Genomic DNA, 20915 nt, shown 5'->3' with positions numbered 1-20915 from the left:
CAGGGGATCTTGAGGTCTCGGCGTGATGAGCGGGCAACGCGTGGGCGCCGAACCGGGGCAAGGGTCTCCAGATCACCTGCACGTAGGCCTGATCGGGCACGACGACCTCACGATCCCGCGTGTGAGAGGTCGCCCGGTGGCTACGGCACGCGACGCCTGCGTACGGCGAGCCATCCGGCGGCGGCCGTGAGCAGCACGGCGACGGCGACGAACGGCCCCCATTGCTGCAGCGCGGGCTCCCACCCCGGGTAGCCGGGGTCCTCGGCCGCGGCGATCGCCTCGGTGAGCGGCAGGGCGGCGCCGTCGACGGTCGTCAGCGGCTCCGCCGTCCCTCCCACGATCACGAACCACCCGGCCTGACCCGCATCGAGCAGCGCGCCGTCCGGCACGGGGTCGGTCGCCCATTCGACCTCGATCTGCGAGAACGCGAACGCGCCGGATGCGGCCTCGACGCAGTCGAGGCTCGTCATCCCCACCGTGCACCGGATGCCCGCGTCGATCAGCTCGCCATCGCGGACGGTGAACACCTCGCGTGGCGCGTCGACGTCGGCCTCGACGGCGAGACCCCAGGTAGAGGGCATGGCGTCAGCATCGCCCTCCCTGCGTGCGCAGTCAAGGACGTCGCGCACTAGCCTCGATGGCGTGAGCCTCGACGTCCCCGCGCTGCCCGATCCCGCCTCCGCCGACGCGCTTCGCAGCGACCTTGCCGAGTGGACCGTCGACGCGGTCGAAGCCGTCGTGGGCGAGCGGGCGGCGCGCGCGCTCGGCCGCGAGCAGGTGCTGCCGGCGCGTATGGCGGCCCGCGCATCGTCCACCGCCCAGGCGACGCTCACCCGGCTGTTCCTCCTCGGCGACACGGTGTCCACGCGCGACCTCGACGCCGCGCTGCCGGCGACCGGGGCGGACGGCGGGACACGCCTCGGCCTGGTCGAGACCTCGGGCGGCGAGGTCCGCGCGCGCGTCGACCTCCGGCCGTACAGCGCGGTCGACGCCGACGGCGAGGCGCGCTGGTGGGTCGCCTCCGACCAGGGCGAGGCCGTCACCGGGCAGCGGCTGCGCGACGATCACGTGCTCGGGATCGGCGGCGCCTCGCTCACGCTCGCGGGGATGACGATGCGCGCGCCGGTGGGCCGCGTGCTCGACCTGGGCACGGGCTGCGGCATCCAGGCGCTGCACGCGTCGCTCCACGCCGACTCGGTGGTCGCGACGGACATCTCGCGCCGCGCGCTCGCCTATGCCGCGTTCAACCAGGCCCTCAACGCCGCCGCCGGCTGGGACCTGCGCGAGGGCTCGATGCTCGAGCCGGTGGCGGGCGAGGAGTTCGATCTGGTGGTGTCGAACCCGCCGTTCGTCATCACGCCGCCGGACGCGCCCAGCTTCGAGTACCGCGACGGGGGTCAGCAGGGGGACGGGATCGTGTCCTCGCTGGTCTCCAGCGTCGGGTCGGTGCTCGCGCCGGGCGGCGTGGCGCAGATGCTCGGCAACTGGGAGATCCACGGCGACTCCTGGAGCGAAGGGCTCGAGGCCTGGCTCGAGGCGTCGGCCTCGGCGGGCCGGCCGCTCGACGCGTGGGTGATCGAGCGCGACGAGCTCGACGCCGCCGAGTACGCCGAGACGTGGCTGCGCGACGCGGGCGTGACCCCCGAGCGTGGGCGCGCGGCGTTCGAGCGCGCCTACGCGGCATACCTCGCCGACTTCGACGCGCGCGGCGTGCGGGCGGTGGGCTTCGGCATGGTGCTGCTGCGCCGGCCCGTGTCGGGGACGCCCATGCTGCGGCGCCTCGAGCAGCACGAGGGCGCGCTGCAGGAGCCGTTCGGCGGCTACCTCGTGTCCGCGCTGGCAGCGCACGACCGCGTGAGCGCGCTGTCCGATGAGGCGCTGCTCGACACGGCCTGGACCGCCGCGCCGGACGTCACCCGCGAGTCCTACGGGCCGGTGCTGCAGGCCGACCCTCAGTACATCCTCCTGCGTCAGGGCGCCGGGCTCGGCCGCTCGGTGTCGATGGACACGGCGCTCGCGGGCTTCGTCGGGGCGTGCGACGGCGAGCTCACCGCGGGGCAGATCGCCCACGCGCTCGCCGCGCTCCTCGACGTGCCCGCGGGGACGATGCTCGCCGGGCTGGTGCCGGCGATCCGCGAGCTGGCGGCGGACGGCTTCCTCGCCTGAGGGAGGCGCCGGGATCTCACCTTCCGGACGGGCCGTCTCGGCGGCCACGCATCCTTGTGCCTTCCTTTCCGATCTTTGCCAGACCTTGGTCCCGACCTGGCCTCGATTTCGTCTGAACTGGGACCCTGGTCCGAGGCGTAGGGACACCCCAGGACGTAATTTGGCAGAGTGACATCGACGTTCATCGCCAGCGCTGCTACCTCGGCATTCGACGCGAGCTCAGCGGACACGGGGATGGATGGCGACGGTCACGTCGAGGCGGCGCCGGTGGAGTCCCACCGCCCCCTTGTCGACGAATCCCCGCACACCGGTGTGTCGCCTGAGCCTGACCGGCCGGCGCGGCGCACCCTGAAGGCGTTCGCACAGGACGTCGATGCAGGACGTCGCGGCGATCCCGCGGCCCTGCCGGCTCAGGAGGCCCTCCCCATGTCCACCACCGAGATCGACCTCACCGCCCTCGCCGCGCAGGACGCGGACGCGCTCGCGATCGCGGACTTCCTCTCCTCGTGCACGCATGCGTGGCCCGGGCGCATCGCCGCGACCGTCACGTTGCAGGGCTGCCCGTGGCTGTGCGCGTACTGCGGCACCCCCGAGAGCCACGACCCGACCGGCCAGGGCCGCGTGACGTGGCGTCAGGTGGTCGAGCAGCTGTCGTCGCACAGCGACGTGGTGGACGCGGTGGTGTTCGGCGGCGGCGAGCCGACGCGCCAGGACGGCCTCGTGTCGGCGATCCGCGAGGCGCGCTCGCTCGGCTATGAGATCGGCCTGCACACCATGGGTGCGCACCCGGGCCGCGTCGCCTCGGTGCTTCCGACGGTCGACTGGGTGCGGTTCGACCTCAAGGGCACGCCCGGCATGTACGAGCACATCACCGGTTCGGACACCGCGGGCTTCCAGGCGTGGGCCTCGCTCGAGGCCATCCACGAGTCCGGCGTCGAGTACGAGATCCTGCTCACCGTCGACCCCACCGTCCACACGCGCGACAACATCCTCGCCACCGTGCGCGAGGTCATCCACCGCGGCTTCCACGCGCCCGTGCTCCAGCAGCCGCGCCGTGCGACCGCGTCGGTCGGGTACCGGCGCGCGCTGCGCGGCCGCGGGCTCTACGACGTCATCACGCACGAGGACCTGCCGGACCTCACGCGCCGCTGAGCCCGGCCGTCGCAGGCCCGGCCGGTGCGCGCACCCGGCGGGACGCGCGCGAGGGCGGCCTTCTTTACCAGGCCTGAAACGTGTCGGTAGGCTCGGGCGCGTGGCCGACCGGGTGTACCGCTTCGAGGACTTCGAGCTCGACCCTGCCCGGTTCCAGCTCACGCGCGCGGGCGAGCCGGTCCGGGTCGAGCCACGCGCCTTCGACCTCCTGCGGCTCCTGACCTCGCACCACGACCGCGTGGTGACCAAGCAGGAGATCCTCGAGCAGGTCTGGGAGACGGAGTTCGTCAGCGACGCCGCGCTCACCACCGCGCTGCGCACGGCGCGCCGCGCGGTCGGGGACACGGGCGCGGACCAGCGCGTGATCCGCACGGCGCACGGGCGCGGCTATCGCCTGGTGGCCCCCGTCGAGGTGGTCCACCGCGCCGCGGACGATGCGGGCGTCGCCCTCGCGGCGCGCGTCGCCTCGCCCCCCGAGACGGTCGGGCAGCGCGCGACGGCACGCCCGAGCGCGGCGCTCCAGTCGATCCGCTACTGCTCCGCGGCCGACGGTGCGCGCATCGCGTACGCGACCGTCGGCGAGGGCCCCGTGCTCATGAAGGCCGCGAACTGGATCACGCACCTGGACCTCGAGTGGGACAGCCCCGTGTGGTCCCACTGGATCCGCGGGCTCGCCCAGGGCCGGACCCTGGTCCGCTACGACGAGCGCGGCTGCGGCATGTCCGACTGGGACGTCCCGGGGTTCTCCTTCGAGGACTGGGTCGCCGACCTCGAGACGGTCGTCGAGGCGGCCGGCCTCGAGCGGTTCCCGCTGCTCGGCGTCTCCCAGGGCGCCGCGGTCGCTATCGCCTACGCGGCACGGCACCCCGAGCGCGTGTCCTCGCTGATCCTGGCGGGCGGCTACGCGCTGGGGCGCATGCGACGGGCGAGGGACGATGCGGAGCGCGCCGCGGCGGCGCTCGACATCGACCTCGCGCGCGTCGGGTGGGGTCGCGAGGACCCGAGCTTCATGCGCGTGTTCGCCTCGCAGTTCCTGCCGCATGGCTCTCAGCAGGACTGGGACGACTTCACGGGGTTCCAGCGGCGGACCACCTCGGACGCGAACGCGGTGCGGTTCCTCGAGGAGTTCGCGCGGATCGACGTCGAGGACCTCGCCACCGAGGTGCGCTGCCCGACCCTGATCCTCCACTCGCGCGACGATGCCCGCGTCCCGGCCGCGCAGGCGCGCGAGCTGGCTGCGCTCATCCCCCGGTCACAGCTGGTGCTGCTGGACAGCGCGAGCCACCTCATCGGCGAGGTCGAGCCAGCGTGGGCGGAATTCCTCGCCCACATCGACGACTTCCTCTCCGATCCGTCCCATTCCTGAGGACTTCTGAGGGAGGTCCCAGGGGACTCGTGCGGACCGCGCGGACAGCGTTGTCCGCGTGCGTCGTGCCTCGTACGGTCGCTATAGCCCCGAGCCATCCGGGGTCACGCCATCGATCCTGAGGAGCTTTCCGTGTCCCCGACCACCACTGTGCTGCGCGCCAGCGCCGCCGCGACGCTCGTCGCCGGCCTCGCGTTGATCGCACCGGTCCTGGGCGGCGCCGCCGCCCTTGCCGAGGAGCCCGATGCTCCCGGCGCCATCGTCGACGCCGCGACCGCGACCGCGTCGCCCATCGAGCCCGCGGTCGAGCCCTCGGCGGACGCCGAGGCCGAGGTCGAGGCCGCGCCGGCGGAGGAGGCCGCGACGTCCGAGGGGGACGTCGCGACCGAGCCCGTGCCCGAGGGTGGCGCCCCCGAGGCCGAGGCGGCCGATGCGCTCGAGCCCGCCCCCGCATCGTCCCCGTCCGAGGCCCCCGAGGTCGAGCAGGCGGTGGCGGTCGCGCCCGCCGTCGAGGCGGTCGCCGCTCCGGCGGCGTTCGCGCTTGAGAAGTTCCCGGCGGCGGCCCCGGCCGAGGAGCTCGTGTCGCCGTTCATCGGCGCGGACGGATGCGCCTACTCGTTCGTGATCCAGGAGGGTTCGCTCAGCATCTCCGACATCACGGGCTGCACCGACGTGGTGGTGCCTGAGGAGATCGGCGGCTTCCCCGTCGAGCGCGTGGGTGCCTTCTCCACCGAGGTCACCATGACCGGCGCGCGGCGGTTCACGTCGCTGGTGCTGCCGGACTCGCTGTTCGCGGTGGGTCCGGGCGCGTTCAAGAACGCGGACGCGCTGGTGACCGTCGACTTCGGCGACGGCGTGCAGCGGATCGAGGGACGCGCCTTCGGCGACGCGGACGCGCTCACGGCGATCACCCTGCCCGACTCGGTGACGTTCGTCGGCGCGCGCGCCTTCGAGGGCGCCGGCGCGGTCGCGAGCCTCGACCTCGGGTCCGTGCAGGACGTCCGCGGGCTCGCGTTCTCGGGCCTCGGCCGGGTCACGGAGCTCGTCGTGCCGGCCACGATCACGCGGGCCGACGACACGGCGTTCGGCAACATGCCGCGGCTGCGGTCCATCCTGGTCCTGGGCGACCCATCGGCGTTCGCGCGGTTCACCTTCTTCGGGTCGGCCGCGCTCGAGGAGGTCGAGCTCCGCGAGCGGTCGGCCGCCGCGTCCATCGCGGGGAACATCTTCGTCGGCGCGACCGGCACCCCGACCGTGTTCTTCCGCGACGGGGCCTTCGGGCGCGACTGCACGGCCGAGAGCATCACGCTTGGCGGCGCCACGATGAGCCCGAAGTGCCTGTTCGACGTCGAGTTCGACCTCACCGAGGGCCTGCGGGCGGAGCTGCGGCAGTTCAACATCCGTGAAGGCTCGGTGGTGACCGACGTGCCCGCGGTGGAGGCCCCCGCAGGCAAGGTGTTCGCCGGCTTCTCGCCGGATGTGGCGGAGCCCGTCGTGGCCGACACCCTCTACGTCCCCGTGTTCGTCGATGCCGTCCCGGGCGACTACACGCCGAGCGAGGAGGACCTGGTGGACGAGGCGCAGTGCTGCTTCGTGGCGCCGGCGACCGTCGAGGCCGGGCAGGAGCTGACGCTCACCATCGTCGACGATGAGCCGGATCCGGGCGAGACCATCGAGCCGCTGCCGGGCGGGACCCTCGAGCCGGCGCCAGCCGGGACCCTCGAGCCGCTGCCGGCCGGGACGCCTGCCGTGGACCTGCCGTCCGACCCCGAGCCCAGCCCCGAGCCCGGCGAGGACTTCGACCCGAACGACTTCATCGACGTCTTCCTCTTCTCCGAGCCGCTCGAGCTGGTCATCACCGGCTTCTCCGACAACTCGGTGACGGTGCTGGTGCCCGAGACCGTCGAGCCCGGCGCGCACAAGATCGCCGTCTACTCGGTGTTCGGCGAGCTGTTCGGCTGGCAGCCCGTCACCGTGACGGCGCCGCCGGTGCCCGGCGGCGAGGTGCCGGGTGGCGAGGTGCCGGGTGGCGAGGTGCCGGGTGGCGAGGTGCCGGGTGGCGAGGTGCCGGGCGACGACACGCCGGTCGCCGAGGACCCCGCCGGGGACGACGACGAGGCCGCCGGTCCGGACGACGCCGTGGTCGAGATCGCGGACGACGAGGCTGCGGAGCCGGGCGCCGAGGTGCAGGGAGCGGTGCTCGCGTCGACCGGGGCGTCGCACGTGCAGTCCGCAGTCATGTGGGCGCTCACGCTCATGGCGGTCGGCGCGGTGCTCGCCGGCCTCCGGGTGAGGAACGTCGGGCGGCGGACCCAGCCGTAGCCCGCGGCGCGATCAGATGGCGGTCGCGCGGCTCCGGAGGGGCGGCCACCCCTCCGGAGCCCTCGCCGCCGTCCCAGCGGTGAGCGGCCGCTCACGGAACGGGGCGGAGCCGCCCTCGATGGAATGGGGCGCTGAGCGTCGCTTCCGCCACGTTCGTGCCTCCCATGGGGCGCGGGCGGTCGCACGGCCGTGGCCGCCATCGAGAATGCCCCATGGCGCGCACGCGCCACCCCAAAGCGACCGTGGTCGCCCCATTCCGGAGGGGGAGCCGGGCGGGAGGCAGGAGCCGGGCGAGGGAGCCGGGGTAGGGCGGCAGCGCCGCGGGCTACAGCCCGAGGTTCCTCGCGAGCACCTCACGGATCGACTCCCAGCGGTCCGTCCGGGCGGCCAGCAGCGGGGCGCCGACCTCGACGGCCGGCACGTAGCCGCTCCCGTCGACCCGTCCCACCGTGAAGCCCGCCTCGGCCGCGATCGCGGCGCCCGGCACGTGGTCCCACGGCTTGGCCCGGGTGTAGACCAGGTAGCCGACCGCCTGCGTCACCAGGTCCGCGTAGTCGAAGCCCGCGCACATGCGGAGCTCGTCGTAGCCGCCCAGCTCGGGCTCGGCGGCGAGCAGGCCTTCGCGCACCGAGTCGACCGCGTAGCGCACCGACACCGCGCCGCGGGGCTCCTCCATCGACAGGGACGCGCGCGCATCGTCCCCGCGGGAGCGTTCGACCCCCGCCGCGAGCGAGCGTCCGTCGAGGAACGCGCCCACGCCGCGCAGGCCCTCGTAGAGGTGGCCGGTCTCCGGGTGGAGGATCCAGCCGCCGATGGGTTCGCCACCCTCGACCAGCCCGACCATCACGGCGTAGGTGTCGGAGCCGGCCACGAAGTTCGCGGTGCCGTCGACGGGGTCGACGGTCCATGCGGTGCCGTCGGTCGCGAGCACGTCGACCACGGAGGGGTCCGCCGCGGTGGCCTCCTCGCCCACCACGGGCACGTCAAGGATGGCGCGCAGGAGCGGGGCGAGCGCCCGCTCGGCGGACTCGTCGGCCTCGGTGACGTAGTCGCCCGGGCCCTTGAGCCGGATGTCGCCCTCCGCGAGCGCCCGGAAGCGGGGACGGATCTCGGCGTCCGCGACGCGGCGCATGGCCGCGCCGACGGCCGCGCGCTGGGCGGCGTCGAGCAGGGGTTCCATGCGCCCATCGAACCACGGCGTTGCCTGGGTGGACGATGCGCGGGCGGCCGGCCACCCATCGTTCACCTCTCCCCAGGTCCCGGTGCCGCGGTCGCACCCCGTATGTATATTGAGTGCGTCTCAGGCCGGTGATGCCGCCGAGGCGCACATCCCAGAGAGAAGGTTCCATGGCCCGCAAGCTCGTCATCGTCGAGTCGCCCACCAAGTCGCGCACGATCGGCGGCTTCCTGGGTGCCGACTACGACGTGGTGTCGTCGGTGGGCCACATCCGCGACCTGGCCGAGCGCTCCGAGCTGCCGGCCGAGGTGAAGAAGACGGACATCGGCAAGTTCGCGATCGACATCGACGCGGGCTTCCAGCCGTACTACGTGGTCAACGCGGACAAGAAGAAGATCGTCGCGGACATCAAGAAGCGCCTCAAGGAGGCCGACGAGCTCTACCTCGCGACTGATGAGGATCGCGAGGGGGAGGCGATCGCCTGGCACCTGCTCGATGTCCTCAAGCCCAAGGTGCCCGTGAAGCGGCTCGCGTTCCACGAGATCACCCGCGAGGGCATCTCGAGGGCGCTCGAGAATCCGCGCGAGGTCGACATGGAGCTGGTCGAGGCGCAGGAGGCCCGCCGCCTGCTCGACCGCCTCTACGGCTACGAGGTCTCGCCGGTGCTGTGGCGCAAGATCCAGTCGGGGCTGTCCGCGGGGCGTGTGCAGTCGGTGACGCTGCGCCTGGTCGTGGACCGTGAGCGCGAGCGCATGGCCTTCCAGTCCGCCGAGTACTGGGACCTCAAGGGCACCTTCACGGCGACCGAGGGCAAGGACGCGGGGCGCTCGTTCGAGGCCCGGCTCACCTCGGTCGACGGCAAGCGCGTGGCGTCGGGCAAGGACTTCGACGACCGTGGCGCGCTCACGAGCGACAAGGTGGTGCACGTCCACGCCGCGCTCGCCGGCGCGCTCGCGGCCGGCCTCGCCGACGCATCGTTCACCGTCAACGGGGTGGACTCCCGGCCCTACAAGCGCCGCCCGGCCGCGCCGTTCATCACCTCGACGCTGATCCAGGAGTCGAGCCGCAAGCTCCGCCTGGGCGCGCGGCAGGCGATGGGCGTCGCGCAGGCGCTGTACCAGAAGGGCTACATCACCTACATGCGTTCCGACTCGCCGGGCCTGTCCGGCGAGGCGATCCGCGCGGCGCGCAAGCAGGCGACCGCGCTGTACGGCGCGGACGCGGTCGCGGCGAGCCCGCGTGTCTACGCGTCGAAGGACTCGAACGCGCAGGAGGCGCACGAGGCGATCCGCCCGGCGGGCGACTCGTTCCGCACGCCGGACTCGGTGCGCGCCGAGCTCACGGGCGACGAGTTCCGCATGTACGAGATGATCTGGAAGCGCACGCTCGCCTCCCAGATGGCCGATGCGGTGGGCACCACGTCCACGGTGCGCATCGGCGCGACCACGGCCGCGCACCACGCGGTCGAGTTCTCCGCCTCGGGCACCATCCTCACCAGCCCCGGCTTCATGGCGCTCTACGAGGAGTCGCGCGACAAGGCGCGCTACGAGGAGGACGAGCAGAAGGTCGAGAAGGAGTCCCGCCTCCCGCTGCTGGCCGAGGGGCAGAAGGTCGTGGGCGACGGCATCGAGCCGCTCACCCACGCCACCACGCCGCCGCCGCGCTACACGCAGGGCTCGATGATCAAGGAGCTCGAGGACCGCAAGCTCGGGCGTCCGTCGACGTACGCCGCGATGGTCGACGTCATCATCGACAAGGGCTACGTCAACGTGGAGAAGCAGGCGCTGGTGCCCACGTGGCTCGCGTTCGCGATGATCCGCCTGCTCGAGGATCACTTCGCGTGGCTCATCGACTACGCCTTCACCGCGGACATGGAGGAGGACCTCGACCAGATCGCCTCGGGGCGCATGTCCCGCGTGGACTGGCTGAGCGAGTTCTACTTCGGGTCCGGCACGTCGGATGACGAGGGCCGCGCGCAGGGCCTCAAGCGTCTGGTGGACGATCTGGGCGAGATCGACGCGCGTGCCAACTCGACGTTCGAGATCGGCGCCGGCATCGCGCTGCGCGTCGGCAAGTACGGGCCCTACCTCGAGCGCGAGGCGGACGGCGAGAAGCAGACCGCGTCGGTGCCGGAGGATCTCGCGCCCGACGAGCTGACCGTGGCCAAGGCCGAGGAGCTGCTCCAGAACCAGGGCGGTGACGAGCGCGTGCTCGGGTCCCACCCGCAGTCCGGGCTGGAGATCGTGGCGAAGGCCGGACGCTTCGGCCCGTACGTCACCGAGGTGCTGCCCGAGGACGCGAAGGGGCGGCCCAAGACGGCGAGCCTGTTCAAGTCGATGGACATCGCGACGGTGACGCTTGACGACGCGCTCCGGCTCATGAGCCTGCCGCGCGTGGTGGGCGTGGACCCCGCGACGAACGAGGAGATCACGGCGCAGAACGGCCGCTTCGGGCCGTACCTCAAGAAGGGGACGGACTCGCGGACCATCGCGAGCGAGGACCTGCTGCTGTCGATCACGCTCGAGGAGGCGCTCGCGATCTACGCGGAGCCCAAGCGCGGTCGCGGCCGCGCGGCGACGCCTCCGCTCAAGGAGTTCGGCGAGGACCCGACCTCGGGCAAGCCGATCGTCGCGAAGTCCGGGCGCTTCGGCGACTACATCACCGACGGTGTCACCAACGTGACCATCCCCAAGACGGAGTCGGTGGAGTCGCTCACGCCCGAGCGGGCGATCGAGCTGCTCGCGGACAAGCGCGCGAAGGGCCCGGCCAAGAAGCCGGCCCGCCGCACGGCCGCCAAGAAGCCCACCACGCGGAAGAAGTAGGGCGCCGTGGCCGACCCCAAGCGCCCCGAGCAGGCGCCCGAACCCGCGAAGCGACCGGCGTTCACGTTCCTCGGCTACCTGGGGCTGCTGCTCGGCTTCGGTGCCGTCGCGCTCACGGTGGACTCGGGCTCGGTGACGGTGCTCGGGTTCTCCTTCTCGTGGCCGGTGCCGGCCATCGCGGCCGTCGCGTTCGTGGGCGGTCTGCTCGCGGCGCGGTTCGGTCCGACGCGCGGCAACCTCTGAGCCGCCGCGACCCGGCACGGCTCCGCCCGCGGGCGACGGCGCCCCGTCGTCCCGCGCATCGTCCCCCTATGCTGGCCGCATGAGTGCACCGCTGCCGATGTCCGCGCCCGCCGTCCGCTGGGGGATCCTCGGCGCCGGGGGCATCGCCCACAAGCTCGCCGACGCGGTCGACCGCTACACCGCCTCCCAGGTGGTCGCGGTCGGCTCGCGCAGCCTCGAGCGCTCGCAGGCCTTCGCCGACGAGACGGGCGTGCCCACCGCGTACGGCTCCTACGAGGAGCTGCTCGCGGATCCCGAAGTGGATGTCGTCTACGTCGCGACGCCGCACAGCCACCACCACGAGCACGCCCTCATGGCGATCGAGGCGGGCAAGCACGTGCTGTGCGAGAAGGCCTTCACGCAGAACGCCGCGCAGGCGCGCGAGGTGGTCGCCGCGGCCCGCGCGAAGGGCGTGTTCCTCATGGAGGCGATGTGGACGCGCCACCTGCCGCACGTGCATGCGATCCGCGAGCTCATCGCGCGCGGCGAGCTGGGCGAGGTGCTGTCGGTCCAGGCCGACCACGGTCAGGCGCTCACCCACGTCGAGCGCATGTGGAACCCCGCGCTCGCGGGCGGCGCGCTGCTGGACCTCGGCGTGTACCCGATCGCCTTCGCGCACGACCTGCTGGGCGTGCCGGACCGCATCACCGCGGTCGGCCGCCTCCGCGAGACGGGAGTCGACGGTCAGGTGTCCATGGTGTTCGAGTACCCGAGCGCGCAGGCGATCCTCACCACCTCGATGGAGGTGCGCACCCCGAACGTCGCGCTCATCGCCGGCACCGAGGGGCGCATCGAGGTGCAGGACACGTTCTACACGCCCACGTCCTTCACGCTCACCAAGGAGGACGGCACCCACCTGTTCTTCGACGGCGACGTGCCCAACGGGTTCCAGTACGAGGCGGCCGAGGTCGCGCGCCGCATCCACGCCGGCGACACCGAGAGCGCGCTGCTCACGCTCGACCAGTCGATCGAGATCATGGAGATCATGGACGAGGTCCGCGCGCAGATCGGCCTCATCTACCCCAACGAGCATTAGGACGATGCGGCGGGGACCGTCGGACCCGGCCGGTAGATTCGTGCCCATGGCGTTTCCGGGCTTCTGGGTGGTGTTCGAGGGTGCCGACGGCGTGGGCAAGACCACGCAGGTCGACCTGCTCGCGGCGCATCTGCGCTCTCCCGCGGGCGGCGCGCGCGAGGTGCTGACCACGCGCGAGCCGGGCGGGACGCCCCTGGGGATCGAGCTCCGTCAGGCGATCATGCACGGCGATCACGTCGCCCCGCGCGCCGAGGCGCTGCTGTACGCGGCCGACCGCGCCCACCACATCGCGACGCTTGTGCGGCCCGCGCTCGAGGCGGGGACCGTGGTGCTTCAGGACCGCTACCTCGACTCCTCGGTGGTGTACCAGGGCGGAGCTCGCGGCCTGGGCGAGGAGGTCGAGCGGATCTCGCTGTGGGCCACCGAGGGGCTGCTGCCCGATCTCACGGTGGTGCTCGACATGGAGCCCGATCCGGCGCGCATGAGCCGCGACCTCGATCGCGTCGAGCGCGAGACCATCGCGAAGGCAGCGCAGATGCGCGAGGGCTTCCTCGGCCGCGCGGCGCTCGATCGCGCGCGGTACGCGGTGGTCGACGCCGCCCGCACTGTCGAGGAGGTGCACGCGTCGGTGGTCGAGGCCGTCACCGCCGCCATGGCGCGCCGCGACGGTCTCGCCGTCGAGCCGTGGGGCACCCCATGAGCGTGTGGGACGAGGTCGTCGGGCAGGAACGTCCCATCGCGCCGCTGCGCGCGGCGGTCGACGATCCGGGCGCGATGACGCACGCCTGGCTGCTCACGGGTCCGCCCGGCTCGGGGCGCTCGTACGCGGCGCGCGCGTTCGCCGCCGCCCTGCAGTGCGAGCGCGGCGGCTGCGGCGAGTGCCGCGAATGCTCGACGGCCGTGGCCGGCACGCATGCCGACGTCACGCTCGTCGCTACCGAGAAGGTCACCATCTCCATCGGCGAGGTGCGTGACCTCATCTCGCTCGCCGCGACCGCGCCCAGCAGGGGCCGGTGGCGGGTCATCGTCGTCGAGGACGCGGACCGCATGGCGGAGCGCACCTCCAACGTGCTGCTCAAGTCCATCGAGGAGCCGCCGCCGCGCACCGTGTGGGTGCTGTGCGCGCCCAGCCCTCAGGACGTGGCGGTCACCATCCGCAGCCGATGCCGCGTGGTGGGGCTGCGCACGCCCGATCCCGACGCGGTCGCGCGGCTGCTCACGGCGCGCGACGGCACGGATCCGGACCTCGCGCTCGAGTGCGCGCTCGCGGCGCAGAGCCACATCGGCGTCGCGCGGCGGCTCGCCCGCGATCCCGAGGCGCGCGCGCGTCGCGACCAGGTGCTCGCGCTCGCGACCGACATCCGCGGCGTCGGCGACGCGATCTTCGCGGCGGCCGACCTGGTCGACGTCGCCGAGACGGATGCGAAGGCGGCCACCGAGGAGCGCGACGCCGAGGAGAGGTCGCAGCTCATGGTCACGCTGGGCGTCGAGGACGGCTCCCGGATCCCGCCCGCGCTGCGCGCGCAGCTGCGCCAGCTCGAGGAGGACCAGAAGCGGCGCGCGACCCGACACAAGCGCGACGTGTTCGACCGGGCGATCACGGACCTGATGTCGCTCTACCGCGACGTCGCGATCGTGCAGACGGGCGCGACCGTGCGGCTGGTCAACATCGGGCACGACGGCCACATCAGGGACCTCGCGGGACGCACCTCGCTCGCCGACACGATGCGCTGCCTCGACGCGCTCGGCACGGCGCGCGAGCGCCTCGCGGGGAACGTCGCGCCGCTGCTGGCGCTCGAGGCGATGGCGCTCGCGCTCCGCCCGCGCACCGCCGCGCGTCGCTAGGGTGGCCGCATGAGACGCAGCCTCGTCGCGATCGCCTCCCTGCTCGCCGCATCGTCCCTGCTGGCGGCCTGCACGCCCGACCGTGCTCAGATCGAGCCCTCGAACCCCGCCGTGACGGCGGCGACGGCCGAGCAGGGCGAGGTGGTCGCCCCGGACAGTGCCGCCGTCTACCAGCAGGACGCCTCGTGGAGCCGCTGCGGCGAGCTCGAGTGCGCGACCCTGCAGGTGCCCGTCGACTGGAGCGACCCGAACGGGCCCACCACCGACCTGGTGATCAACCGCCACGCGGCGACCGACGCGGGCGCCCGCATCGGCAGCCTGCTCATCAACCCCGGGGGTCCGGGCGGCAGCGGGCTCGACCTCACCGCATCGTTCGTCGCGATGGCGGGGGAGCAGGTGCTGGCGTCGTACGACATCATCGGGTTCGACCCTCGCGGCGTGGGCGAGTCGACGCCGCTCGCGTGCGGGGACGCGGCGGACATCGACGCGTACTACCTCACCGACCTATTCCTCGACTCGGAGCAGGCGATCGAGCAGGCGCGCCAGGCGACCGCGGACTTCGCGGAGCGGTGCCGCGACCTCAGCGGGCCGCTCGTCGAGAACGTCGACACGTCCTCGGCGGCGCGGGACATGGACGTCATCCGCGCGGTGGTGGGGGACGACGAGCTCCACTATCTGGGCTACTCGTACGGCACGCAGCTGGGCGCGACCTACGCGGAGCTGTTCCCCGAGCGCATCGGCCGCATGGTGCTCGACGGCGCCGTGGACTTCACGCTGCCCGTCGAGGAGCAGGCGGAGGGCCAGGCCGCGGGCTTCGAGGGCGCGCTCATGAACTTCATCGACTGGTGCCTGGCAGAGCAGGAGACATGCCCGCTCGACGACGACCGCGAGGCCGCCCGCCAGCAGGTCGAGGACATCGCGCTCCACGCGCGCGACGAGGGCTACCCCACGCCCGACGGCACCACGGTCAACGGCAACCTCATGGTCTACGGGATGGTCGTGACCATGTACGACGAGGCGTCGTGGATCTACCTCGAGGCAGGCATCGACGAGGTCATGGAGCGCGGCACCGCCGACATCTTCAACCAGCTCGCCGGCTTCTACCTCGACAAGGACCCCACCACGGGCGAGTACCTGTCGAACGGGCAGTGGGCCTTCACCGCGATCGGCTGCCTCGACGGCGGCGACACCGAGCCGTACACCGTCGAGACGCTCAAGGAGTTCAAGGCCGCGATGGAGGGGGCCTCGCCCACGTTCGGCTGGTGGTTCGCGTCCTCGGTGGGCTGCGACGGCTGGCCGTGGACGTCGCGGGAGCCCGTGACCGCGCTCGACGCCGCCGACGGGGCCGCCCCGATCCTGGTGATCGGCACCACGCACGACCCGGCGACGCCGTATGCGTGGGCCGAGTCGCTGAGCGAGCAGCTTGCGAGCTCGACGCTCCTCACATACGAGGGCGAGGGGCACACCGCCTACGGCCGGTCCAACCAGTGCATCCTCGAGGCGGTCGACGGCTACCTCGTGGACGGCGAGATGCCGGTTTCAGGAAAGCGCTGCTGAGGCGCTATCATTTCTACCCGTGCCCCCTCGGGGACACGCCCGGTGTCCCGCGAGGGGCACTCGCCGCCTTAGCTCAGTCGGCAGAGCGATTCACTCGTAATGAATAGGTCGTGGGTTCGATTCCCACAGGCGGCTCGTTTCGGAAGGCCCGGTCTCGGAAGAGGCCGGGCCTTCTGCTTTCCCGCCTCCGCGCCCGGCTCCCGCAGCGCCCTGCGAGGTGCTCGGTGCCCGAAGCTCGCGATTTTGAGCATTCAGGACCTCGCGAGGCGCGGCGTGACGGCCCGTGTGCTCAGGGCAGCAGGTCGAGCATCTGGGGACGGGCCTCCATCGCATGGATGACGAGCTCGTTCCCCGGGTCGAAGGTCAGGACCACGGTCTCGAGCAGTCGGCCTTGCGTGTCGAATCCGAGCCTCAACTGCCGCGCGGGGGAATCGTCGTCGAGGTCCTCGACCCAGATCGGCCATTCGGCCGCGTGGATGGCGTCCTCGGCCGCGATGCCGTGCTTCAGTGCAGACGGGTGGACCTTCACGCGTCGAGCGCGGTCAGAGCTTCGCGGATCAGGTCCGAACGTGTCTTGTGCTCGCGAGCAGCACGGGCATCGAGCGCGGCGACCTCGTCGGGAGTGAGGCGCAGCGCGATCACCTGGGAGGCCTGAGCACCGCGGCCGGGGCGGCCGCGGCCGCGCCTCTTGAGGGCGTCGACGTCGTAGCCACGTTCGGCCTCGGAGGCCCACGCCTCGATCTGCTCCTCGGTCACGGGAACACCGTCGATGGTCTCGTTGTCGGCCATGCGAATATCGTCATACGAAAATGGACGCGGGGCAAGAGGGTGTTGGCATGCTTGCCCGCCGCACACCGAATACTGATGCGTCCCGCGCTGCGCGCCCGGCGCCCTGCGAGGTGCTTGGTGCCCGAAACTCGCGATTCTGAGCATTCAGGACCTCGCGAGGCACGTGCCGCTGGCGATCAGTCGGCCGAGGCGCCTCCGAGGGGTGCCGACGCCGCCGACGCCTCCGCGCGCCGGAAGTAGAGCACCAGCGTCACCACGCGTGCGAGCGACTCGACGAGGATGAAGCCGAGCAGCGCGGCGACGATGGCGCGGAACGCCCCTCCGTCGGGCAGCAGGTCCTGCTCGGCGACGATCTTGATCGCGACGAGCAGCGCGAGCGCAACGAAGGACTCCACGCTGTAGCGCAGCACGACGCCGCGGTGGGCCGGGTGGGACGCGACGTAGGTGGACCGCGCCCGGTACCACCCGAACGCGCATCCCGCGGCTGCGCCGACCGCGGCCACCAGCGCGTGCGTCGGGGTCCGCTCGAGATCGGACAGCAGGATCGCCCCGACCACCACGAGCGCCAGTACCGGCTCGAGCATCTGCATGCGCAGCGTACGGAAGCGTTCACCGGGCTGGAGGTCGACGCTCGGTTCCGAGGCGGCGATCGCGTTGCCCGCCCTCAGCTCGCGCACGAGCAGCGCAGCGATGAGCAGCACGAGGATGGTCGAGTAGGTCTCCATGCGAGGGGTCCTCTCCGGGGTCACGGGGCCGGTGTGGCCAGGCTCGCACACGCGGCACGCGGTCCTCTAGGCTGAGCGCGCGTTCCCGACCCGGAGGGAACCGCGAGGACGTGCCGACGATGCCGCCGTTCGCCGCCGCATCGTGAGGAGACGCCCTGCCATGACCACCGTGACGCTGCTGCTCCTCGCGCTCGGCGTGTCCGCCGACGCCTTCGCGGTCGCGCTCGGCAAGGGTCTGCAGCTGCGCGCCCATGTGGTGCGAGGCGCGCTCACGCTGGGGCTCGCGTTCGGCGTGGCCCAGGCGCTCATGCCGCTGGTCGGCTGGGCGCTCGGCAGCGCGTTCGCGGAGGCCATCGCGGCGTTCGACCACTGGGTCGCGTTCGGGCTGCTCGCGCTCGTGGGCGGGAAGATGCTGCTCGAGGCGCTCACTCCCGACGACCCGGAGGCGCCTGAGCCCGAGGATGCGTTCACCGTCCGCGAGGTGCTCGTGCTCTCGATCGCGACCAGCATCGACGCGCTCGCGGTGGGCGTGAGCTTCGCCTTCATCGACGTCTCGCTCTGGGTCGCCGTGCTCGCCATCGGGGTGGTGACGTTCGCTCTGTCGGTCGCGGCGGTGCTCCTCGGGCATCGCATCGGGACGCGCTTCCGGCGGCCGGCGGAGATCCTCGGCGGCGTGGTGCTCATCGCGATCGGCGTGCAGATCCTCATCGAGCACCTGGGCGCCTGATCGGCGGTCCGGGCCGTCACCCGGAGAGCACCACCAGCCGCTCGGTCGCGCGCGTCGTCGCGACGTACCGGTCCACGGCGGCGCGTGCCCGCCCCTCCTCGCCCGGACCGCGCATCGTCCCCTTGCGAAGGCCTCCTCGGCGAGCGACACTAGCGATATATCGTTCGCGCTCGCGGCGATACATCCCGAGGAGGTTGTCATGGGCACGTCGTTCCGCAAGGAGGGTGGCGGCTTCAACGCCGCCGCGCCGGTCGACGCCATGTGGGAGGCCATGGACTCGCTGCGCTCCGGGTTCGAGAAGCGCGTCGCGCCGCGCATGGGCCGCGGGGACGTTCGCGCGGCCGTGCTCGTGCTGCTCGCCGAGGAGCCGCGGCACGGGTATCAGATCATCCGCGAGATCGAGGAGCGCACAGGCGGCCGGTGGAAGCCCAGCGCGGGATCCGTGTACCCGACCCTGCAGCTGCTCGCCGACGAGGGCGTCGTCACGGCCGAGACCCAGCACGACCGCAAGATCTACTCGCTCACCGAGGACGGTCGTGCCGAGGCGGCCACCGCCACGGCGCCGTGGACCGAGGCGGAGGACGGCGGCCGGCACTTCGGCGGCCCCGTGCCGCGCGCGGGCTTCGAGCTCGCGCAGGCGGTGACCCAGATCGGGAGGTCCGGCACGGAGGAGCAGCAGAAGCAGGCGGCCGAGGTTCTCGACGAGGCCCGACGTAGGATCTACTCGATCCTCGCGCAAGCCTGAGCATCGTCCGTCGCGGCGGGGATCGAGGAGAGCCGATGCCCGACGCCCTGCACGATCGCGCCCGCTACCGCCGCATCCTGCGCTTCGCCGCGCGGCACCTCCTGGTGGTCTGGTGGTACGAGCTGATCCTGCCCAGGTTCGGGCTCCGCGGCGTGGCCGACCGCACCCGCGAGGCCCGCATGCAGGCCTTCGCGCGGCGCTTCCGGGCGCTCGCGGTCGAGCTGGGCGGGCTCATGATCAAGCTCGGACAGTTCCTCTCGACACGGCTCGACGTGCTCCCGCCCGAGATCACGCGCGAGCTCGAGGACCTCCAGGACGAGGTCCCGCCCGCGCCTTTCGACCAGATCCGCGCGCTCGCGCAGGAGGACCTCGGGGTGCCGCTCGAGGAGGTGTTCGCGCGCATCGACGAGGTGCCCGTCGCATCGGCCTCGCTGGGGCAGGTCTACCGCGCGACGCTCGCACCGCAGGACGATGCGCTCGCGGGCTTCGCGCAGGTGGTGATCAAGGTGCAGCGGCCCGGCATCGCGAGCATCGTCGCCGTCGACCTCGCCGCGCTGCGCCGGGTGGCGTGGTGGCTCAGCCGCATGCGCGTGGTGTCCCAGCGGGTGGACATGCCGGCGCTGGTGGAGGAGTTCGCGCGCGCGAGCCTCGAGGAGGTCGACTACCTCCACGAGGCGCAGAACGCCGAGCGCTTCGCCGGGCTCTTCGCGGACGATGCGCGGGTCCGGGTGCCGCAGATCGTGTGGGAGCGCACCACCAGGCGCGTGCTCACGCTCGAGGACGTCACCGCGATCAAGATCACGGACCTCGAGGCCGTGCGGGCCGCCGGCATCGACCCTCGCCGGGTGGCCTCGGTGTTCGCGGCCGTCATGTTCGACCAGGTGTTCGAGCACGGCTTCTTCCACGCCGATCCTCACCCGGGCAACCTCTTCGTGACCCCGGGGGTCGAGGGGGAGGGCGGACGCGAGTGGCGGCTCACGTTCGTCGACTTCGGGATGATGGGCGAGGTCCCCGACTCCTTGCGCGACGCGCTGCGGGCGCTGTTCCTCGCCTCGGCCTCGCGCAACGGCCGGGGCATGGTCGAGGCGATGCACAGGGCGGGCGTGCTGCTGCCGACGGCCGACACGCGCGAGCTCGAGCGCGCGCTCACCGAGGTGTTCGCGCGCTTCGGGGGGATGGGCCTCGCCGAGCTCCGCAACGTCGACCCTCGCGAGTTCCGGCGCTTCGCCGTCGAGTTCGGCGACGTCATGCTCACCATGCCGTTCCAGCTGCCTGAGAGCTTCCTGCTGCTGATGCGCGCGGTGTCGCTCACATCAGGGATGTGCAGCTCGCTCGATCCTCAGTACAACGTGTGGGACTCGGTGGAGCCGTACGCCAACAAGCTCCTGCGGGAGACGGCGACCAACGTGGTGGGGGACGTGGCCCGGCAGGCGGTCGACGCCGCGGGCCTGCTGTGGCGGATGCCGCAGCGCCTCGACGCCGTGCTCGAGACCGTCGAGAGCGGCAAGGTCGCGGTCACCGTCCCTCACATGGAGGACGCCATCGATCGCGCCGAGCGGAGCGTGCGCCGGCTCGTCTCCGCGCTCATCTTCTGCGCGCTGCTGGTCTCGGGAGCGCGGCTGCGCGCCGACGATCCGTGGCTGGGCACGCTGCTGATGCTCGGCTCGGTGGTGCCGCTGCTCCACGTGGCCTTCGGGAGGCGCCGGCCGCGGTGAGGCGGCGCGGTCTCGCCCCAGCGGGAAGATTCCTCGCACCAATTTCGACGACGTGAAGCCGCGCGCGGGCAGGCCAGACCCTTGGAGCGCCGCTTGACCAGGGGCGATGTGCGCGACACGCCCGGGATGCACGGGATTTGACCGTGCGCCTCGGCGTGCGTAATGTTTCCACCTGTCGCCGCAAGGAACGCGCCAGGCAGGGACTGAGAAGGACCTGCAGGAGACGCCCCGACGACAACGATCCGATGGAAGCGGCGGACATCTCGCATGTCCCGCACCACACGAAGGATCACCGACGAACCCTCAGACGTTCTTCACCTGGAGAATCGGCCGGAATAGCCGATTTGACAGTGAGAATCGAAGAGAGTAAGTTAGAAGGGTTGCCCCGAGCGAGGTCCTGAATAGGGATCGAGGCGGTGCGCGTCCGAAACTTGAGAACTCAACAGTGTGCCACATGTCGATGCCAAATACCCGGCATCCCTGGTTTCA

Annotated in this window: 18 protein-coding genes and 1 tRNA gene; 14 read left to right on the top strand and 5 right to left on the bottom strand. The window is 72.2% G+C overall.

Annotation, left to right across the window (positions count from 1 at the left end):
* Positions 1-140: 140 nt before the first annotated feature.
* Positions 141-581: a hypothetical protein gene (locus AOM09_RS14545; protein ID WP_062390100.1), complete on the bottom strand. Its 441-nt coding sequence runs from the start codon at positions 579-581 to the stop codon at positions 141-143.
* A gap of 61 nt (positions 582-642) precedes the next feature.
* Here AOM09_RS14545 and AOM09_RS14540 point away from each other — a divergent pair, with 61 nt between their 5' ends.
* The 4 genes from AOM09_RS14540 to AOM09_RS14525 all read left to right on the top strand — a co-directional run bounded on the left by AOM09_RS14540 (position 643) and on the right by AOM09_RS14525 (position 7006).
* Positions 643-2166, top strand: a complete 1524-nt coding sequence (locus tag AOM09_RS14540; RefSeq protein ID WP_228375165.1) for a DUF7059 domain-containing protein — start codon at positions 643-645, stop codon at positions 2164-2166.
* A gap of 426 nt (positions 2167-2592) precedes the next feature.
* Positions 2593-3318: an anaerobic ribonucleoside-triphosphate reductase activating protein gene (locus AOM09_RS14535; protein ID WP_169747674.1), complete on the top strand. Its 726-nt coding sequence runs from the start codon at positions 2593-2595 to the stop codon at positions 3316-3318.
* Between the two features lie 100 nt (positions 3319-3418).
* On the top strand, positions 3419-4684 hold the full coding sequence (locus AOM09_RS14530) for an alpha/beta hydrolase (RefSeq protein WP_228375164.1): 1266 nt from the start codon (positions 3419-3421) through the stop codon (positions 4682-4684).
* Between the two features lie 132 nt (positions 4685-4816).
* Entirely contained in the window at positions 4817-7006 is a 2190-nt protein-coding gene (locus tag AOM09_RS14525; RefSeq protein WP_156162399.1) for a leucine-rich repeat domain-containing protein, read from the top strand.
* Between the two features lie 325 nt (positions 7007-7331).
* On the opposite strand, the gene AOM09_RS14520 is transcribed toward AOM09_RS14525, so the two are convergent.
* Positions 7332-8186, bottom strand: a complete 855-nt coding sequence (locus tag AOM09_RS14520) for an inositol monophosphatase family protein (protein ID WP_062390095.1) — start codon at positions 8184-8186, stop codon at positions 7332-7334.
* A gap of 167 nt (positions 8187-8353) precedes the next feature.
* Here AOM09_RS14520 and topA point away from each other — a divergent pair, with 167 nt between their 5' ends.
* From topA to AOM09_RS14485, 7 genes are all read left to right on the top strand, one after another.
* On the top strand, positions 8354-11005 hold the full coding sequence (gene topA, locus AOM09_RS14515) for a type I DNA topoisomerase (RefSeq protein WP_062390093.1): 2652 nt from the start codon (positions 8354-8356) through the stop codon (positions 11003-11005).
* Positions 11006-11011: 6 nt separating this feature from the next.
* Positions 11012-11248, top strand: a complete 237-nt coding sequence (locus AOM09_RS14510; protein WP_062390090.1) for a hypothetical protein — start codon at positions 11012-11014, stop codon at positions 11246-11248.
* Between the two features lie 79 nt (positions 11249-11327).
* Complete coding sequence (locus AOM09_RS14505; protein ID WP_062390088.1) at positions 11328-12323, top strand: Gfo/Idh/MocA family protein; 996 nt, start codon at positions 11328-11330, stop codon at positions 12321-12323.
* 46 nt (positions 12324-12369) lie between these two features.
* The gene (gene tmk, locus AOM09_RS14500; RefSeq protein ID WP_156162398.1) at positions 12370-13023 is read left to right on the top strand and encodes a dTMP kinase; all 654 of its coding nucleotides are present in this window, start codon (positions 12370-12372) and stop codon (positions 13021-13023) included.
* Positions 13020-14168 (top strand): DNA polymerase III subunit delta', encoded by a 1149-nt coding sequence (locus tag AOM09_RS14495; protein WP_062390083.1) that lies wholly within the window; start codon positions 13020-13022, stop codon positions 14166-14168. Before tmk ends, AOM09_RS14495 begins: the two co-directional genes overlap by 4 nt.
* Before the next feature lie 9 nt (positions 14169-14177).
* Positions 14178-15725 (top strand): alpha/beta hydrolase, encoded by a 1548-nt coding sequence (locus tag AOM09_RS14490; RefSeq protein WP_062390080.1) that lies wholly within the window; start codon positions 14178-14180, stop codon positions 15723-15725.
* Positions 15726-15787: 62 nt separating this feature from the next.
* Positions 15788-15860: transfer RNA gene (locus AOM09_RS14485), tRNA-Thr, on the top strand.
* Between the two features lie 154 nt (positions 15861-16014).
* On the opposite strand, the gene AOM09_RS14480 is transcribed toward AOM09_RS14485, so the two are convergent.
* The 3 genes from AOM09_RS14480 to AOM09_RS14470 all read right to left on the bottom strand — a co-directional run bounded on the left by AOM09_RS14480 (position 16015) and on the right by AOM09_RS14470 (position 17239).
* The gene (locus tag AOM09_RS14480) at positions 16015-16254 is read right to left on the bottom strand and encodes a hypothetical protein (RefSeq protein WP_062390077.1); all 240 of its coding nucleotides are present in this window, start codon (positions 16252-16254) and stop codon (positions 16015-16017) included.
* Positions 16251-16514 (bottom strand): ribbon-helix-helix protein, CopG family, encoded by a 264-nt coding sequence (locus AOM09_RS14475; protein WP_062390074.1) that lies wholly within the window; start codon positions 16512-16514, stop codon positions 16251-16253. The genes AOM09_RS14480 and AOM09_RS14475 overlap by 4 nt, the downstream gene beginning before the upstream one ends.
* 176 nt (positions 16515-16690) lie before the next feature.
* Complete coding sequence (locus tag AOM09_RS14470; protein ID WP_062390071.1) at positions 16691-17239, bottom strand: hypothetical protein; 549 nt, start codon at positions 17237-17239, stop codon at positions 16691-16693.
* Positions 17240-17399: 160 nt separating this feature from the next.
* Here AOM09_RS14470 and AOM09_RS14465 point away from each other — a divergent pair, with 160 nt between their 5' ends.
* The 3 genes from AOM09_RS14465 to AOM09_RS14455 all read left to right on the top strand — a co-directional run bounded on the left by AOM09_RS14465 (position 17400) and on the right by AOM09_RS14455 (position 20426).
* On the top strand, positions 17400-17966 hold the full coding sequence (locus tag AOM09_RS14465) for a manganese efflux pump MntP (RefSeq protein WP_062390070.1): 567 nt from the start codon (positions 17400-17402) through the stop codon (positions 17964-17966).
* 199 nt (positions 17967-18165) lie between these two features.
* On the top strand, positions 18166-18711 hold the full coding sequence (locus AOM09_RS14460; RefSeq protein WP_062390067.1) for a PadR family transcriptional regulator: 546 nt from the start codon (positions 18166-18168) through the stop codon (positions 18709-18711).
* A 35-nt stretch (positions 18712-18746) separates the two neighbouring features.
* Positions 18747-20426 carry an ABC1 kinase family protein gene (locus AOM09_RS14455; RefSeq protein WP_082099296.1) on the top strand — a complete coding sequence of 560 codons (1680 nt, stop codon included), beginning with the start codon at positions 18747-18749 and terminating at the stop codon, positions 20424-20426.
* The last annotated feature ends 489 nt before the right edge of the window (positions 20427-20915 follow it).

Origin of the sequence: Demequina iriomotensis, from assembly GCF_000971395.1 — a bacterium.
GTDB classification, from domain to species: domain Bacteria; phylum Actinomycetota; class Actinomycetes; order Actinomycetales; family Demequinaceae; genus Demequina; species Demequina iriomotensis.
Note: the sequence above shows the minus strand (reverse complement) of the source record. Positions and strands in the feature narration are given on the sequence as shown.

Bases quoted from the DNA above. Each gene is read 5' to 3' on its own strand.
- AOM09_RS14505 (WP_062390088.1), top strand. From the start codon at position 11,328: ATGAGTGCACCGCTGCCGATGTCCGCGCCCGCCGTCCGCTGGGGGATC.
- AOM09_RS14520 (WP_062390095.1), bottom strand. From the start codon at position 8,186: ATGGAACCCCTGCTCGACGCCGCCCAGCGCGCGGCCGTCGGCGCGGCC.
- AOM09_RS14455 (WP_082099296.1), top strand. From the start codon at position 18,747: ATGCCCGACGCCCTGCACGATCGCGCCCGCTACCGCCGCATCCTGCGC.
- AOM09_RS14490 (WP_062390080.1), top strand. From the start codon at position 14,178: ATGAGACGCAGCCTCGTCGCGATCGCCTCCCTGCTCGCCGCATCGTCC.
- AOM09_RS14465 (WP_062390070.1), top strand. From the start codon at position 17,400: ATGACCACCGTGACGCTGCTGCTCCTCGCGCTCGGCGTGTCCGCCGAC.
- AOM09_RS14475 (WP_062390074.1), bottom strand. From the start codon at position 16,514: ATGGCCGACAACGAGACCATCGACGGTGTTCCCGTGACCGAGGAGCAG.
- topA (WP_062390093.1), top strand. From the start codon at position 8,354: ATGGCCCGCAAGCTCGTCATCGTCGAGTCGCCCACCAAGTCGCGCACG.
- AOM09_RS14460 (WP_062390067.1), top strand. From the start codon at position 18,166: ATGGGCACGTCGTTCCGCAAGGAGGGTGGCGGCTTCAACGCCGCCGCG.
- AOM09_RS14470 (WP_062390071.1), bottom strand. From the start codon at position 17,239: ATGGAGACCTACTCGACCATCCTCGTGCTGCTCATCGCTGCGCTGCTC.
- AOM09_RS14535 (WP_169747674.1), top strand. From the start codon at position 2,593: ATGTCCACCACCGAGATCGACCTCACCGCCCTCGCCGCGCAGGACGCG.
- tmk (WP_156162398.1), top strand. From the start codon at position 12,370: ATGGCGTTTCCGGGCTTCTGGGTGGTGTTCGAGGGTGCCGACGGCGTG.
- AOM09_RS14495 (WP_062390083.1), top strand. From the start codon at position 13,020: ATGAGCGTGTGGGACGAGGTCGTCGGGCAGGAACGTCCCATCGCGCCG.
- AOM09_RS14545 (WP_062390100.1), bottom strand. From the start codon at position 581: ATGCCCTCTACCTGGGGTCTCGCCGTCGAGGCCGACGTCGACGCGCCA.